Origin of the sequence: Corynebacterium sp. LK2510, from assembly GCF_040946405.1 — a bacterium.
GTDB lineage: Bacteria > Actinomycetota > Actinomycetes > Mycobacteriales > Mycobacteriaceae > Corynebacterium.
Genome location: NZ_JAYWLR010000003.1, coordinates 142,009 through 158,817 on the forward strand (window position 1 = coordinate 142,009; position 16,809 = coordinate 158,817).

Consider the following 16,809-nt stretch of genomic DNA (forward strand, 5'->3'; position numbering starts at 1 on the left):
GGAAGTAGCCCGTGCCCGAAACCTGGTCACACCGCGCTGATCTCGCGGAAGCGGCCATTCAGGAGCGCCACGCGATGAAGCTGTGGGGCATCCCGCGCACGAACCTCGCCGCAGTGGCGTGGCCACCGAGCTGGCGCGAGACCATGTTTGTGCACTGGCACTACTGGTGGCAGGCGCACTACCTCGATTGCCTTATCGACGCAGCCTGCCGCCGCTCCACCAAGCTGCGCCGCCGCCGGATTTGCCACACGCTGCGCGGCATTTCCATCCGCAGCCGGGGCAAGCTCACCGCGAACCGCTACTACGACGACAAGGCGTGGCTGGCGCTGGCGTGGAACCGGGCGAACGCGCTGGAGGGTTTCGAGCAGACGAAGCAGCAGACCGAGCTCGAGTTCGATATCCTCGCCGGCATCGATCCGACGACGGGGGTGTTGCCGTGGCGTCGCAATGAGACGTTTTACAACGTGCCGTCGAATGCTCCGGCGGCGATCCTGTTTGCGCGTACCGGGCGCTTCGACAAGGCCCGCGAGATCGTGGACTGGATCTACGACAACCTCATGGCTGACAACGGTCTCGTCCAGGACGGCGAGCGCAAGCGCATGCATGGTCCTGAGGTGGTGGAGAAGATCTACACCTACAACCAGGGCACGGTGCTTGGCGCGAGCCTTGAGATCGCCCTTTCGTTGCGTCACGACGTCGGGCTTGCCAGCGACGAACCGATCGATTCGTTTGACCACTCCGAGCGCGCCGACGCCTCGGTGTTTTACATAACCCACATCCGCTCCCTCGTTAGAGCGATTTCCCGGCATCTGGCCTCTCCGCGCGGGGTTATCGTGTGCCCGCCTGAGGAAACGCGTGACGGTGACGGCGGGTTGTTCCAGGGCATCTTGGTGCGCTACCTCGCCGATGTTGCGGTGCGGCTGCCGGAAGATAGCAGGGAGAACATCGAGACCAAAAAGCTCGCCGAGCGCATGGTTCTCGCCTCTGCGGAGTCGATGTGGGAGCACCGCCTTGAGGTCGACGGGCTGCCGATCTTCCCGTCGGAGTGGACCGAGGATGCGCGTTTGCCGCACAATTATGGGTTGGGGCCGTCGTCGATAAGCGAGGCCGTCGGCCTGGTGCGCATTGACGAGCGGGACCTGTCGGTGCAGCTCTCCGGGTGGATGCTGCTGGAGGCGGCGGCGCGGGTGGCGGCTGCAAGGGCTGAGTAAAAGGGGCATACTGGGGGCGTACCGAGCGTTCTCAACCGGAGGTTTACCACCATGCCCATTGCTACTCCCGAGGTCTACAACGCGATGCTGGATCGCGCCAAGCAGGGAGGCTTCGCCTTCCCGGCGATCAACTGCACGTCGTCGGAGACCATCAACGCGGCCATCAAGGGCTTCGCGGAGGCGGAGTCGGACGGCATTATTCAGTTCTCCATCGGTGGTGCGGAGTTCGCTTCCGGCCAGGCGGTGAAGAACAAGGTGGTGGGTGCGAGCGCCCTGGCTGCGTTTGCTCACGAGGTGGCGAAGCACTACGACATCAACATCGCGCTGCACACCGACCACTGCCAGAAGGAAGTCCTGGACAGCTACGTCCGCCCGCTGATCGCGATCTCCCAGGAGCGCGTGGACAACGGCGAGCTTCCCTTGTTCCAGTCCCACATGTGGGACGGCTCCGCCGTGCCTATCGACGAAAACCTCGAGATCGCCCAGGAGCTTCTGCAGAAGGCACGCAACGCCAGCATCATCCTCGAGGTTGAGATCGGTGTTGTCGGTGGTGAGGAAGACGGTGTTGAGGCCAAGGCGGGCGCCAACCTGTACACCACCCGCGAGGACTTTGAGAAGACGATCGACGCCCTTGGTACCGGGGAGAACGGCCGCTACCTGCTGGCCGCGACCTTCGGCAACGTCCACGGCGTGTACAAGCCGGGCAACGTGAAGCTGCGCCCCGAGGTTCTGGCCATGGGCCAGGAGGCGGCCGTGGCGAAGCTCGGCCTGGAGGACGGTGCCAAGCCGTTCGACTTCGTTTTCCACGGCGGCTCCGGCTCGGAGAAGGAGAAGATCGAGGAGTCCCTGCGCTACGGCGTGATCAAGATGAACGTGGACACCGACACCCAGTACGCGTTTACCCGCCCGGTGGCCGCGCACATGTTTGAGAACTACGACGGCGTGCTCAAGGTCGACGGCGAGGTGGGCAACAAGAAGGCCTACGACCCGCGCTCTTACATGAAGAAGGCCGAGCAGTCCATGGCCGAGCGTGTGATCGAGGCGTGCCAGGATCTGCACTCCGTGGGCACCTCTGTGAACAAGTAAACCCCCGCTTTTTGCGCCCTATCGGTTCTGTGCCGGTGGGGCGTTTCGCGTGCGCTGCCCGCTAGTCTGGGCTGCATGGCCAAGCAACGGATGGGGACGCGGCAGCGCCTGCAAAAGATTGACACGTCGATTCACGCGCGTACCAAGCGCGTGCGCAACCGGATGCTCACGATCATGCGTATTGCCATTGCCGCAGGCGTGGCGTTCTGGATCGCGCAAAGAGTCTTCGGGCACGAGCAGCCGTTCTTTGCGCCTATGGCGGTGGTCATCATCGTCACCATGACGGGCGGGGAGCGGCTCAAGCGGGCCTTCGACATGTCGCTCGGCTGCACTCTCGGCGTGCTGCTGGGGGACTTGTTGTTTGTCCACCTGGGTCAGGGCGGGTGGCAGATCGCCGTCATTGTGGCGGGCTCGCTGGTGGTCGCGTCGTTCTTCTCCAAGTCCCAGCTGGTGAGCAACCAGGTCGCGATTGGTTCGATCCTGGTCGCCACGATCATGCCGCCGGGCGCCTCGGTGACCGGGGTCGACAGAACTATCGACGCCATCGTGGGCGCCACCGTCGCCATGCTCACCCTCGCATTGTTGCCGCCGCTGCCGCTGGCCCGGGCGCGCACGGAGATCGCCCACGTGATGGAGTTGATGTCCTCGGTGCTCGACGACGTGGCGAAGGGCCTGCGCGCCTCCGACGGGGAGTCCATCATGCAGGCGCTCAAAGCGATCCGCGAGAGCCAGGCCGACATCGACCTGGTGAGCACCGCGATCCGCTCGGGCAAGGAGTCGGCGAACATGTCGCCGCTGCTGTGGGGGGCGCGGCGCTATGTGGCGTCGCTAAGCCGCGTGCTTCCCCCGACGGACATCGCGGTGCGCACCACGCGCGTGCTGGCGCGGCGCGCGAGCGTGCTGTGCGACGACAACGATCATGTGACCGAAAAACAGCTGGACCTCCTGGACCGGCTGGCGAAGATCTGCCTGGATATCTCCGCGGTCTACGAGGGCAGGCCGGGCCGTGAGCAGGCCAGCGTTATTCCTGCTGTGGTGCATGAGCTGCGTGTCCTCGGTGCGGAGGCGGGCATGGACGTCATCAGTGACAACCCGGTGCTGTCCGAGTACGCGATCCTGGCGCAGACGCGATCGCTGATCGTGGACCTGCTCCAGGTCTGCGGCATGTCCTACGAGTCCGCGGTGGCCGTGCTCGTGCCGACCTCATCGACGCCGGGCTACCCGCCCGAGGTCTACCGCGGCGAGTAGCGCAGTACCGTCACCCGGACAGCACGAAGCCCCCAGCGGTTCCGAAGAACCCTGGGGGCGAGGTGTGTCGACCTGTGCCAGGCCCTTAACGGGCCCGGCTTAGGTGCTCTTAGCGCAGGTCGGTGTTCGGGCGGCCCTCGACGACGTCGCCCTCGGTCTCGATGCGCTCCTTGGCAACGTTCTCGGTGACGGTCTCGGTGCCGCGGACGGTCTGGGTGTCGAGGGAGACGCGCTCAACCGGCACGGACTCCTTGGTCACGTTCACGCGCTCTTCGTGGAGGGTGACGGACGCCTCGTCGTTGCCCAGGTCGCCGGTGAAGTTGGCGCGGTCAGCCTCGGTGATCGGCTCGCGGGTCACGCGGACCTCTTCACGCTCAACCGGAACCTCAACGGTCTCGGTCTCGGTGACGACGTACTTGCGCAGGCGGACCTGGCCGGTCTCGACGCGCTCCTTGCCAACGTGGAGCTGCTCCTCGGAGCGGACGACAGCGTCGTTGTCGACGTTGTGGTCTGCAACATCGCGGTCAGCCGGTGCGGCTGCGAACCCGCGGCCGGTCTCGTAGGTGGTGACGTCCTGGGTGCCCTCGAGTGCGTAGTGGCGGTAGAACGCCTCCTGGTCCTCGTTGGTCAGGTGGCCGTTCTCATCAAGGTTCGGAGCGTCCTCGATGCGGTCCTTCCGGAAAGCGAGGTGCAGGTCACCGTCGCGCAGGGTGTGGCCGCGAAGCGGAACGATGGAGTCGCCGCCACCGAAGAGACCGTGGTTAACGGATACGAAGTCCGGCTGGCCGGTGGTGTCGTTGACGTAGACGTCCTTGACGGAACCAATCTTGTCGCCATCAACGTCGAAAGCGGTAGCGCGGGCAAGGTCTTCGATGCGGTTGTAGTCAGCCATGTTCATTCTCCTTGTTAAGTAGTGGCGCGGATCGTGGTGACCGTGTCGGTCTCACCGTGTCGGTCACTGACCCGCGGTTCGTGGGAACGACACCCAACGTATGGAGATTTCCGGGCCCTCGCATGGACGTGTGCTCAACTTTCGGTTGTTACCGAATAGTTAGTGAAACCCTTACGTCACTTTCGGTACCATTCACGTCCGGCAGGCGGTGACCTGCGGTTTCCAGGGTGTTATGCGTATCTGTACAACATGGCGTCAGTGGACGTGACCGCTAAATGTATTCACATTTGGCCCATATGTCACAAATGTGATTTGAATCACACTTGCTTGTCGACGCCCACTTTCACGCTCTGCAGGTCGCGCAAGTGACGGTAAAAGGTCACCCGATCGACCGGCCGCGGCCGGGCCACACCGTCGATGCTCACCCGGATATCCACGCCACCGGACTGCACGGCGCGGCCCGTCACAACGTGCGAGTCCGTCAGTGCGGGCGCGACCGTCGCGTTGCGGGTCCACCACCTGCCCAGGGGAAGACCGGCGAGGCGCTCGAGCTCGGCGGGGGACTTCCCGCCAGTTCCAGTGCCAACTCCAGCCTCCATGCTGGTGCGCGCGCCACCGAGCGGCGTGACCAAACGCGTCGCCGCGATGCCAGGGGCGGTATTCATGGGCACGAGCTTGGCGCCGAACATCCCGTGGAACGACGCTGACGGTGCCGACCCGTCGCGGTAGAGCAGGACGTCGGAGTCGACGACGATCTCGCCGACAAACTCCTCGGCCGCCTCTATATGGGACAGCGTTGCCGAGCCTGCGACGACCTCGGAGCGATCGGTGCGGATGCACGGCGAGGGCGCCACCGGCGCTTCGAGCGCGGCCGCCAGCGCGTCTGCCTGCGACAGCCCCGCCACACCCCACACCGCAGCGGCCTCCGAGGTCGGATCACTCGGGATATATGCCACCTCCGCCCACAGGTAGTCGGCGCGCATCATGCGGGATAGCACGGCGCTCAGTGCCGCGTCGCTGCCGGAGACGACCACGCGCAGGCGCTCAGTGGGCTGCTGCGGGGCGAAGGTGGGCTCGCCGAGATGGGCGACCTCGGGCGAAGCCGCAATCTCGTCGAGAGACGGCGTCGGGTCAACGGGAAGGACCTCCCGGGCGACCTCGTCAAGGAAGCGCAGATCGGCCCGCGACGGGATGGCGGGGAGATGGGTGTTTACGGCGGCGTCGATAAGCAATGGCGATGCGCACGCGCAGTGAATGAGGCGCATGGCGATCACGCTACAATAGGCCCTCGATACTGCCTATATAAGGAGAAGATATGTCCGCCATCGTCATCGTCGGCGCCCAGTGGGGCGATGAAGGCAAGGGCAAAGCCACGGATATCCTCGGCGGCAAGGTCGACTACGTAGTCAAGCCCAACGGCGGAAACAATGCCGGTCACACCGTCGTCGTGGGCGGGGAGAAGTACGAGCTGAAGCTCCTGCCCGCCGGCGTGCTCAGTGAGAACGCCACCCCGATCCTCGGCAACGGCGTGGTGGTTAACCTGCAGGCCCTGTTCGAGGAAATCGACGGCCTCGAGGCTCGCGGTGCGAACGCCTCGCGCCTGCGCATCTCCGGCAACGCCCACATGGTCGCGCCCTACCACCAGACCCTGGATAAGGTGCAGGAACGCTTCCTGGGCAAGCGCGCCATTGGCACCACCGGCCGCGGCATCGGCCCGACCTACGCCGACAAGGTTGCGCGCGTGGGCCTGCGCGTCCAGGACATCTTCGACGAGTCGATCCTGCGCCAAAAGATCGAGTCCGCCCTCGATGTGAAGAACCAGATGCTGGTGAAGATGTACAACCGCAGGGCTATCACCGTCGACGAGACCATGGACTACTTCATGGGCTACGCCGAGCGCCTCAAGCCGATGGTCATCGACGCCGAGTACACGCTCAACACGGCTCTCGACGCCGGCAAGCACGTGCTCATGGAGGGCGGTCAGGCCACCATGCTCGACGTCGACCACGGCACCTACCCGTTCGTCACCTCCTCGAACCCGACCGCGGGCGGCGCCTGCATCGGCGCCGGCATCGGCCCGACCCGCATTACCGCGAGCCTGGGCATCATCAAGGCCTACACCACCCGCGTCGGTGCCGGTCCCTTCCCGACGGAGCTCTTTGACAAGTGGGGCGACTACCTCCAGGAGGTCGGCGGCGAGATCGGCGTGAACACCGGGCGCAAGCGCCGCTGCGGCTGGTACGACTCCGTTATCGCGCGCTACGCCTCCCGCGTCAACGGCTTCACCGACTACTTCCTAACCAAGCTCGACGTGCTCACCGGCATCGGCGAGATCCCGATCTGCGTGGCGTATGACGTTGACGGCACCCGCCACGACGAGATGCCGCTGACCCAGTCCGAGTTCCACCACGCCGAGCCGATCTTTGAGACGATGCCGGCGTGGGAGGAAGACATCACCGGTGTCACCGACTTCGACGACCTGCCACAGCGCGCGAAGGACTACGTCCTGCGCCTCGAGGAGCTCTCGGGCGCGCCGATGAGCTACATCGGTGTGGGCCCGGGCCGCGACCAGACGATCGTGCGCAACGACGTCATGGCACGCTAGACAACTGTCTAGTTAGCGCATGGGCCCAGGCGCCACTTTCGTCCCGCTGCCCGCGCTGGGTTAGGGTGTGTGGGAATTTTCAAGCGAAAGGCGGTCGACCCCGATGGACACGGCGGACAATAACCAGGTACTCATCCTGGGCAGCGGCGCGCTCGCGGACGAGCTGGCGGCTTCTTTCCGGCGGCTCGGCTTCGCCCCTGCCATCCGCAGCGTCGACTCCGCCCCGCTTGCCGGTCCGGCCCCCGTCCTGACGTTGGTGTGCGAGCCGGCCGCGCCCGAGGACCTCGCCGCCCACGAGGCGACGGGAACCCTGCTCGTTCCCACCGCCGACGCCTGCCGGATCACGCGTAACCGCGAGGGCATTCGCCGCACCGCCGCTGAGGAGCACGGCTTGCCGACGATGGCCTACGAGTTCATCGACAGCTTCGACGAGCTGGCCGGAAGCGCTGAGCGCGTGGGCTTTCCCTGCGTGGTCAAGCCGTGCACCTCCCGCGATGGGGCGGGCCAGACCGTGGTGCACGACCCCGCCGACTTGCCCGCCGCGTGGGACAGGGCCTACGACCCGCAGCTTGACGGCCGGGTCGCGGTGGAGAGCTACGTCGACTTCGACTACGAGTGCACCATCCTCACGGTGCGCTCGATCGACCCGGAGACTGGCCAGCTCGCGTCGTGGTTCTGCGAACCCATCGGCACCATTCACGAGGACGGTCACCTTGTTGAGGCGTGGCAGCCGGCCCCGCTTAGCGAGGCCGCCATGGGCAATGCCCGCTCCATCGCCGCGCGTATCTCAGGCGCGATTGGCGTGCAGGGCATCTACGCCATCGACCTGTTTGTCGACGGCGACGAGGTCTATTTCTCGGACGTCACGGCCCGCCCGACTCTCGACGGCACCATCACCAGCGTCACCCAGCGCATCAACGAGTTCGACCTTCACGCGCGCGCGGTGCTGGGCTTGCCTATCGACGTCACACTGACCACACCCGGTGCCGCACGCTTCGCCCGCGGCGTGATCCCTACGCTCGAGGGGCTGGCACGCGCCATGGCGGTTGCGGAAACCAGTGTGGAGATGATCAGAGGCACCGCCGTCGTGCGCTCGACAGGGGACAGCGTCGACGAGGCTCGCGTGCGTGCGGCCGAGGCGCTGCGGGCATTGCTTGAGTCGTAGAGGTTGTCCGGGGCTTGAGAGTGGTCGTTCTGCCCGATGCGTAGCGCGGGTGGGGTAGGCGACTGGGGGACGGGCGTGGCCAACTGTTTGGAGGGGTGAAGTACCCCCTGAATGGGTAATAAATATTTTTCGTGAGTAGCGGTATTATTGAACAACTCACCCCACGTTTGCCCTGATGGGGTTTTGAAAACGCTACTAAAGCGTCTGCATATTCTGAATTTTGTGGACGTGTCAGCGCTATGTGCAGGGATTATGTGGTTGGTGACACACGTCGGTAGCGGTACCCTGTCAGGTAGTTGCTAGGGAATCTCTACTTTTTGGAAAGGGTTGCCAGCAGCGCGGAAAGTTGCTCCGGAGCTCGCGCACTGATGTGCCTGCAGCTTCGGGTGCGTCCGGTTTCCTGTCTCTCTTCTCCACGGATCACCCGTGAAAGGACATTTCATGCGTAAGAATCACATCGCACGCCGCCGCGGCACTTCGATCGCGGCCGCTGCGCTGTCGCTGGCGCTCGTTGCGCCGTTTGCTCAGCCGGTAGCGGCGCCTGACTTTGCTGCGGTCGCTTCCGCGCAAACCCCTGGACTTCCTGTCCCTGATGCGCAGCCCTTTATTGAGTCGGGCGTTCCTGATACTCAGCCGCACACGGTCAATGGCACTGTCTTTACGATGCGTGAGGGTAACGCCATGACAACACTCGGCGACCCCAACACAGCCCCGCTTTCCGGTGTACGTGTTTACGCGCAATGGATGGAGGAGGATGGGAGCGTTTCCCCTGTGTACTCCACACTGACAAATGCCGACGGCTCGTACCACATCTTTATGCAGCCTTTCCGAGCGCAATCCGGACAAGTATACGAGTTCAACGCCTACTTCGAGGCGTTGGGCAACGAGAAGATCAGGGTTTGGGCGGACAATCCCGATCCTGACTCCCTCAATCGAGTCAAGTCCTTCTATAATGGACAGTTCGGGCCGGAGTCCAATGCAGCAGTGGATACTGCTCTAGGAACGACCTATTACGGTGGTGCGGTTTCCAACCTTCACATCGCATACGCGCCGGTCCCAGATAACCAAACGATGCATAACCTAGACGGGGCTCTTTTGGACCCGCCGCGTCAGACATTTTTTGGTTTTGAAAACCACCGCGTCAAGGGAGAGGTTTTCTGGAATCATGACGTGCGAGGCGAGGCAGGTGTCCAAGGAGGCATGCTCTGGGGACAGTACACCAACGTGAATGGTCGCGATGTGCCGGTAGCTGGTGCGAAGGTATATGTGTCCAGCTTGACGGATCAGGCGATTTCTCGCATCAAGGCAGAGGCTCCCGCGGCTCTTGGAACGGGCGCAGTTCGCGGGCTGGGCTGGAACCGTGACAATGAAGCTGCTCTTCAAGAGTGGATCCAGGCACAGTTGGAAGCCGCCAAAGCTAATGGCACTCTGGATGAGTGGGTTACGACTGTAGTGGCGACCACGAATGCGGCCGGTGAGTACTATGCGCAATTCCCCGAGGGTGACCTCAACACTGAGTGGGTGTTCGCTTCAATTGACAAGACTCCAGGTCTTGCCATCACGTGGAACATGCAATCCGGGTACTTTATCGGTAATAACGGCGCTCACGGGGCAGGCCCCACCGCAGGTTGGTCGCATACCCCGTACGGTGCAAACGCTATTGAGGGTGTGAATTTCGCACTTAGTGCTGAGGCGCCCATGCTTAGTGTCGATAAGCATGTCACTGCCCCCTCTAGGACGGTTGACGGCACACTCGTCGAGGAAAAGGTTAATGCCTTCGGTGGCGGGCTTCCGTACCTTCCCGGTACGACATCGGATATCAATTACCGGGTTGTTTGGTACGAAGGTGGCCTTGAAGGCAATGTCGTCGCACAGTGTGACGGGTTGACCCCGGACGCTCAGGGACAGCTCGCACCTTGCGAACTCATGATCCCAGAAGGTGCTGCCGAGGGAACGACGTACACGGCGGCTCTCTTTGCGATTGGCGCGGACGGAGTGCAACCCAATGCACCTCTTGCAACCGACAAAACCATCGTAGTCACCGAGCTGATTCCAACCTATGCTCCTGTTAAGACCAAGAGTGGTGTCACAGCTGTATCTAACACTCCGACGTGGGACGATCCTCTAACGCAGGATGTGGAAACGTACCCCACTCCTGGGGCAACCACTTTCGAGATTGATACGAACGCTCTGCCGTCGTACATTGATCCGAGTGATCTCTCGGTCGATGAAAATGGCGTGGTCACCTGGACCAATCCTCGGGAGCCAGTGTCCCAGGGCTTTGATGAGAACGGCAACCCTGTTTACCAAGACGGGGGAATCGTGCTTATTCCGGTACTCGCCACGACTACTCGTCCTGACGGAAGCACTTACACCAGCAGTGCTAATGCTCCTTTTGACTTCGCCAAGGACACCGATGGTGATGGCCTGACCGATAGGGAAGAAGCTGAGCTCGGTACGGATCCGACTAACCCGGACACCGATGGTGATGGCATCAACGATGGTGATGAGGTCAACGGTGGCGCTCACAACCCGTTCGATAACGATGGTGATGGTAAGGGTGACCCGACCGATCCGTTGAACCCGGACACCGATGGTGATGGGGTCAAGGATGGTGACGAGATCAACACGATCGTTGACGAGAACGGCAAGACCGTTGAGGATCCGAACGCTACCGATGCGAAGACCGACCCGAACAAGGCCGATACCGATGGTGATGGCATCAACGATGGTGATGAGGTCAGCGGCAGCAAGAACCCGTTCGATAATGACGAGGACGGTAAGGGTGACCCGACCGATCCGTTGAACCCGGACACCGATGGCGATGGGGTCAAGGATGGTGACGAGATCAACACGATCGTTGACGAGAACGGCAAGACCGTTGAGGATCCGAACGCTACCGATCCGAAGACCGACCCCAACACTGCCGATTCCGATGGTGATGGCCTGAGCGATGCGGAGGAAGCTGAGCTCGGTACGGATCCGAATAAGGCCGATACCGATGGTGATGGCATCAACGATGGTGATGAGGTCAGCGGCAGCAAGAACCCGTTCGATAATGACGAGGACGGTAAGGGTGACCCGACTGATCCGTTGAACCCGGACACCGATGGTGACGGTATCAACGATGGTGACGAGATCAACACGATCGTCAACGAGGACGGCAAGACCGTTGAGGATCCGAACGCTACCGGTCCGAAGACCGACCCCAACACTGCCGATTCCGATGGTGATGGCCTGAGCGATGCGGAGGAAGCTGAGCTCGGTACGGATCCGAATAAGGCCGATACCGATGGTGATGGCATCAACGATGGTGATGAGGTCAACGGTGGCGCTCACAACCCGTTCGATAACGATGGTGATGGTAAGGGTGACCCGACCGATCCGTTGAACCCGGACACCGATGGTGATGGGGTCAAGGATGGTGACGAGATCAACACGATCGTTGACGAGAACGGCAAGACCGTTGAGGATCCGAACGCTACCGGTCCGAAGACCGACCCCAACACTGCCGATTCCGAGGATGACACTCCGGGTACGGGCGACAATGGCTCGTCTGAGATCCGTGGTGACGACGCCGCACTGACCACCCCGTCGTGGGACAACGAGGTGATTGAGCCGGGTGCGACCATCGAGGTCCCGAACGTCGGTGACGAGCTTCCGGCCGGTTCCACGGTCGAGGCGTCGGCAGACGCAGCTGGCTGGACTGTCGTGCCGAACGCAGACGGCTCCCTGAGCGTGACCTCGCCCGCGGATGCTGAGCAAGGTGACAAGACCACGATCACCGTTGAGGTGACCTACCCGGACGGCTCCAAGGATGTGGAGAAGCTGACGGTCACCGTCGTTGATCCTGCGGATGCGGGTGCGGGTACCGATGCCGATGAGACCACTCCGAACTGGGACAACTCGGAGGCTCTCCCGGGCGTTGAGGTCGAGATTCCGAACAACGGCGACACCCTGCCGAATGGCTCCACCGTTGAGGCCACCATTGACCCGAACACGGGTAACGAGGGCTCCGACGAATGGACCGTGGAGGTCGATGAAGACGGCAACCTGACCGTCACACCGGGCGACGACGCTGTCAATGGTGACAAGATCGAGATCACCGTCGAGGTAACCTACCCGGACGGCTCCACGGATACCGAGACGGTCACCGTGACTGTCGTGGACGAGAAGGCTCCGACTGTCGATCCGATCAGGGAAGGTGCGAAGGAGATCTCGGGCAAGGGCGATCGCCCGGGCGAGAAGATCATCGTCACCTTGCCGAACGGTACTGAGGTCCCGACCGTCACTGACGAGGACGGCAACTGGAAGATTGAGGTACCGGAAGGCGTCGAGCTGAAGGAAGGCGACGAAGTTGTCGTTTCCGACGGGGCAGGTAACACGACGACGGTCACGGTTGTCAAGGCTGGCACCTCCAGCGACGGATCTACCGATGGTTCCACCGACGGTAGCTCCGACGATTCCTCCAACAACAACGGTGACCTGTCGAGCCTGACCGACGAGGAGCTCGGCCGCTGCATCGCCACCGGCGTTGGCTTCGGTCTCCCGCTGCTCGCGCTCGTACCGCTGGCACTGGCTACACAGCTGGACATCCCGGGCATGAGCTCGGTCATGGACCAGGTGCTGGCTCCGGTCAAGGAGTTCAACACAATGGTCCAGCAGCAGGCTGGCGTGTTCAACCCGGCTCTGGCTTCCCAGGTTGAGCAGCTCAACGTGCAGCTGCGCGCCTACGGCGCTGACCTCGGCACCGTTGCCGGTGTTGTCGCTGGCCTGTCCATCGCCGCTCTGGCGACGGCCATGCTCGTTCAGAACTGCACCCCGGGCAACGACGGTTCCTCTGCCGACAGCTCCGTGGACTCTGCTGACCTGAGCTCCGGCTCCAGCTCCCAGAGCTAATACCGAGAGTGACCGATCTGTTCCCGCCCGGGGCTTGTAACCGGGCGGGGCGGGTTGCCTCTCAGTAACGCTTCACCCCTCTCGCTCCACTGAACGTGGATCCGCGAGAGGGGTGTTTCGTTTGTGGTGGGGTGGTGGGACCAATGGGGCGTCGACAAGCGATGCCCCGCCCCCTACTCAGGGTGATGATTGGGGCCCTGAATCTGTGCCCGTGATCACCCGAGAATCCCGTGGCCAGGGCAATTTTGGATATGTGATGATGTTCATAGGTTTTATTCGTGTGAGACAACGGCGTATCACTAAACTAGTTAGGGTCAAAAGCCCCGCCCGGCGTTATGCGCCGCGGAACCGAAAGGTGGATTAATGGCTGCAACTCAGTCAGTCTTGTTGTCCCTGGCCAATCGCAACCTCGATGGCGTCGACGTTGAACGCCTCGCTGAGGACAACGGACTGCGCGTAGTCCGTGTGGAGGACCAGGGCGCGGAGCTGTCCGGCATTGTCAATGCCGACCTCCTCGCCGCTGGCCCCGCCCTCGTGGTTGGTACCGGTGACCTCTCCTTCGACATCGAGCTCGCTTCCGCGCTGGGTGTCCCGGTGGTCGTGCTCGCCGACTCCGCTTCGCGTGCAGAGCTTATCGAGCGCCGCGTCGCCGAGTTTGGTGCAACGCTCGCCGGCGTCGTCACCGAGGACCAGCTCGCGGAGGCACTTAGCACCACCGCTGAGGCGCACCCGGTTATGTCCCCGGTTGTCTTCGAGAACTGGCTGATCACCCGCGCCAAGGAAAAGCAGGCACACATCGTCCTTCCTGAGGGTGAAGACGACCGCATCCTGCTTGCGGCCGGTGAGCTGCTTGAGAAGGGCGTGGCCAAGCTGACCGTCCTCGGCGACGTCGCCGACATGGAGCGCCGCGCGAAGGAGCTCGGCGTCGACCTTTCCGGCGCTCAGCTGATCAACCACCTCGAGTCCGACCTGCTCGAAGAGTTCGCCGCCGACTTCGCAGAGCTGCGCAAGTCCAAGGGCATCACGCTCGACCAGGCTCGCGAGACCATGCGCGACATCTCTTACTTCGCCACCATGATGGTGCACAAGGGCCTTGCCGACGGCATGGTCTCCGGCGCCGCTCACACCACGGCCCACACCATCAAGCCGTCGTTCCAGATCATCAAGACCGCCCCGGGTGCCTCCGTCGTCTCCTCCATCTTCCTGATGGTCATGCGCGACCGTCTCTGGGCATTCGGCGACTGCGCCGTCAACCCGAACCCGACCGCCGAACAGCTCGGTGAGATCGCGGTCGTCTCCGCACGCACCGCCTCCCAGTTCGGCATCGACCCCAAGGTCGCGATCCTGTCCTACTCCACCGGCACCTCCGGCTCCGGCCCCGACGTCGAGCGCGCCGTGGCTGCCTACGAGAAGGCTCGCTCTCTTGACCCCGAGCTCGCCGTCGACGGCCCGCTGCAGTTCGACGCCGCCTGCGACCCGGGCGTCGCCTCCAAGAAGGCACCGAACTCCCCGGTTGCCGGCCAGGCAAACGTCTACGTCTTCCCCGACCTCGAAGCAGGTAACGCGGGATACAAGATCGCCCAGCGCACCGGCGACGCGCTCGCAGTTGGCCCGATCCTTCAGGGCCTGAACAAGCCCGTCAACGATCTGTCCCGCGGCGCCACCGTCCCGGATATTGTTAACACGGTCGCTATTACCGCAATTCAGGCAGGAGAAGCATAAATGTACTCACTCGTTATCAACTCGGGTTCCTCGTCCATCAAGTTCCAGATCCTCGACCCCAACGCCGGCTCCTCTGCCGAGCCGCTGGTGTCCGGCCTGGTCGAGCAGATCGGTGAGCCCTCTGGCCGCATCACCGTCAGGCACGACGGCAACAAGGAAGCTGCTGAGCTTCCCATCCCGACCCACAAGGAAGGCCTCCAGGAGACCTTCCGCATCCTCGACGGCCTCGGCGTTGGCCCGACCCAGCTCGACATCACCGCTGTCGGCCACCGCGTCGTCCACGGCGGCACCGTGTTCTCCGAGCCCGTTCTGATCGACGACGCTGTCGTCGAGCAGATCCGCGACCTCATCCCGCTCGCACCGCTGCACAACCCGGCCAACATCGACGGCATCGAGGTTGCTCGCGAACTGCTGCCGAACATCCCGCACGTTGCCGTCTTCGACACCGGCTTCTTCAGCAACCTGCCGGCCTCCTCCGCGGTCTACGCCATCAACTCCGAGGTCGCAGAAGCCCAGAAGATCCGCCGCTACGGCTTCCACGGCACCTCCCACGAGTTCGTCTCTTCCCAGGTGCCCGCACTCATCGAGCGCGACGCAGCCGAGACCCGCCAGATCGTTCTCCACCTCGGCAACGGCGCCTCCGCCTCCGCAGTGGCAAACGGCGAGCCCATCGACACCTCCATGGGCATGACCCCGCTGGCCGGCCTCGTCATGGGTACCCGCTCCGGCGACATCGACCCGGGCATCATCTTCCACCTGGTTCGCCAGGGCGGCATGTCCATTGACGAGATCGACAACCTGCTCAACCGCCAGTCCGGTGTGAAGGGCATCTCCGGCGTCAACGACTTCCGCGAGCTGCGCACCCTGATCGACGAGGACAACGCCGACGCCAAGCTGGCCTACAGTGTCTACATCACCCAGCTGCGCCGCATCATTGGTTCTTACATGATCCAGCTCGGCCGCGTTGACGCCATCGCGTTTACCGCAGGTGTCGGCGAGAACGACAACTACGTTCGCCGCGACGCGCTTGCTGACCTCGAGGTCTACGGCATCAAGCTCGACCTGGAGCTCAACGACCAGCGCGGCGACGGCCCGCGCGTCATCTCCACCGAAGACTCCACCGTGAAGGTCCTCGTGGTTCCGACCAACGAGGAGCTCGCCATCGCGCAGAAGGCTGCCGAGGTGGCTGCTAAGCAGGCATAGGTTGTAACTGCCTGTTGATTGAAGGGAGGCGCGCCGCAGGGATGCGGGGTGCCTCCCTTTTTGTGTGTTGGGGTTTTGGTTCTGGGAGTTGCTGGACGACCGCTTTGGATTGGGGTGTGTAAAGGGCCAGGTCGGGTGGTGCTGGTGTGACGTGGATTCGTTGTGGTCGTCCGGGGCAGGGAGCGTGTCTGCCAGACGACCGCTTTGGATTGGGACGTGTAAAGGCCCAGGTCGGGTGGTGCTGGTGTGACGTGGATTCGTTGGGGTCGTCCGGGGTGGGGGAGAGTGCCCGCTGGACGACCGCGCCGCGGAGGTTGCCTAGAAAGACCAGTTCGCGTGTTGCTCCTGTGGGAAAGGGTCGTTGCGGTCGTCCAACGACGAGCTTGCACCCCCGCGACGGCGCGGCACGTGTCCGGGGTCGGTGCTATGTATGAGCCATGTCTTTTTCGGGGGATAAAGAACTGGCAACTATTACGAGGCTCTACAAGTGCAGGCGCACCGCCGTGCTCACTGGCCCGGCGGCACTGCACGTGATGGGGATCAAGACACTGCGGCGCATCACATCAATCGACCTGGTCTTGCGCGGTGCTGCCAAGGCGAAGCGCAAAGACCTGTGGGGCAAAGGGGTTGTCTACCGCAGTGGGCGCCTCGACGATCAGCTGGTGGTCAGCTACAGGGGTTTCGAGGTGGTTCGGCTGATACGCGCGCTGTTCGACACATACCGCTACCACGGCAGGACCGCCGCACTGGTCTCCATCGAGTCCGCACTGCAGAGATC

Annotated in this window: 10 protein-coding genes and 1 pseudogene; 9 read left to right on the top strand and 2 right to left on the bottom strand. The window is 63.1% G+C overall.

The window, feature by feature from the left end:
- Nucleotides 1-11: 11 nt before the first annotated feature.
- From VVR41_RS03505 to VVR41_RS03515, 3 genes are all read left to right on the top strand, one after another.
- Nucleotides 12-1,211 (top strand): glycoside hydrolase family 76 protein, encoded by a 1,200-nt coding sequence (locus tag VVR41_RS03505; RefSeq protein WP_368523615.1) that lies wholly within the window; start codon nt 12-14, stop codon nt 1,209-1,211.
- Nucleotides 1,212-1,262: 51 nt separating this feature from the next.
- Entirely contained in the window at nt 1,263-2,297 is a 1,035-nt protein-coding gene (gene fbaA, locus VVR41_RS03510; RefSeq protein WP_368523616.1) for a class II fructose-bisphosphate aldolase, read from the top strand.
- A gap of 75 nt (nt 2,298-2,372) precedes the next feature.
- Nucleotides 2,373-3,545, top strand: a complete 1,173-nt coding sequence (locus VVR41_RS03515) for an FUSC family protein (RefSeq protein ID WP_321100819.1) — start codon at nt 2,373-2,375, stop codon at nt 3,543-3,545.
- 109 nt (nt 3,546-3,654) lie between these two features.
- Here the strand turns inward: VVR41_RS03515 and VVR41_RS03520 are convergent, their stop codons facing one another.
- Complete coding sequence (locus tag VVR41_RS03520) at nt 3,655-4,437, bottom strand: DUF2382 domain-containing protein (RefSeq protein ID WP_368523617.1); 783 nt, start codon at nt 4,435-4,437, stop codon at nt 3,655-3,657.
- A 317-nt stretch (nt 4,438-4,754) separates the two neighbouring features.
- Nucleotides 4,755-5,702, bottom strand: coding sequence for a hypothetical protein (locus tag VVR41_RS03525; RefSeq protein WP_368523618.1), 948 nt, complete (start codon nt 5,700-5,702; stop codon nt 4,755-4,757).
- Nucleotides 5,703-5,752: 50 nt separating this feature from the next.
- Between VVR41_RS03525 and VVR41_RS03530 the strand changes: the two genes are divergently transcribed.
- The 6 genes and pseudogenes from VVR41_RS03530 to VVR41_RS03555 all read left to right on the top strand — a co-directional run.
- Entirely contained in the window at nt 5,753-7,042 is a 1,290-nt protein-coding gene (locus VVR41_RS03530; RefSeq protein ID WP_368523619.1) for an adenylosuccinate synthase, read from the top strand.
- A gap of 103 nt (nt 7,043-7,145) precedes the next feature.
- Nucleotides 7,146-8,207, top strand: a complete 1,062-nt coding sequence (locus VVR41_RS03535) for an ATP-grasp domain-containing protein (RefSeq protein WP_368523620.1) — start codon at nt 7,146-7,148, stop codon at nt 8,205-8,207.
- A 1,200-nt stretch (nt 8,208-9,407) separates the two neighbouring features.
- Nucleotides 9,408-13,106, top strand: a complete 3,699-nt coding sequence (locus VVR41_RS03540; protein ID WP_368523621.1) for a Rib/alpha-like domain-containing protein — start codon at nt 9,408-9,410, stop codon at nt 13,104-13,106.
- 363 nt (nt 13,107-13,469) lie between these two features.
- Nucleotides 13,470-14,828: a phosphate acetyltransferase gene (pta, locus tag VVR41_RS03545; RefSeq protein ID WP_368523622.1), complete on the top strand. Its 1,359-nt coding sequence runs from the start codon at nt 13,470-13,472 to the stop codon at nt 14,826-14,828.
- Complete coding sequence (locus VVR41_RS03550; protein WP_368523623.1) at nt 14,829-16,031, top strand: acetate kinase; 1,203 nt, start codon at nt 14,829-14,831, stop codon at nt 16,029-16,031.
- Between the two features lie 437 nt (nt 16,032-16,468).
- A pseudogene (locus tag VVR41_RS03555) lies at nt 16,469-16,809 on the top strand (hypothetical protein); the annotation flags it as partial.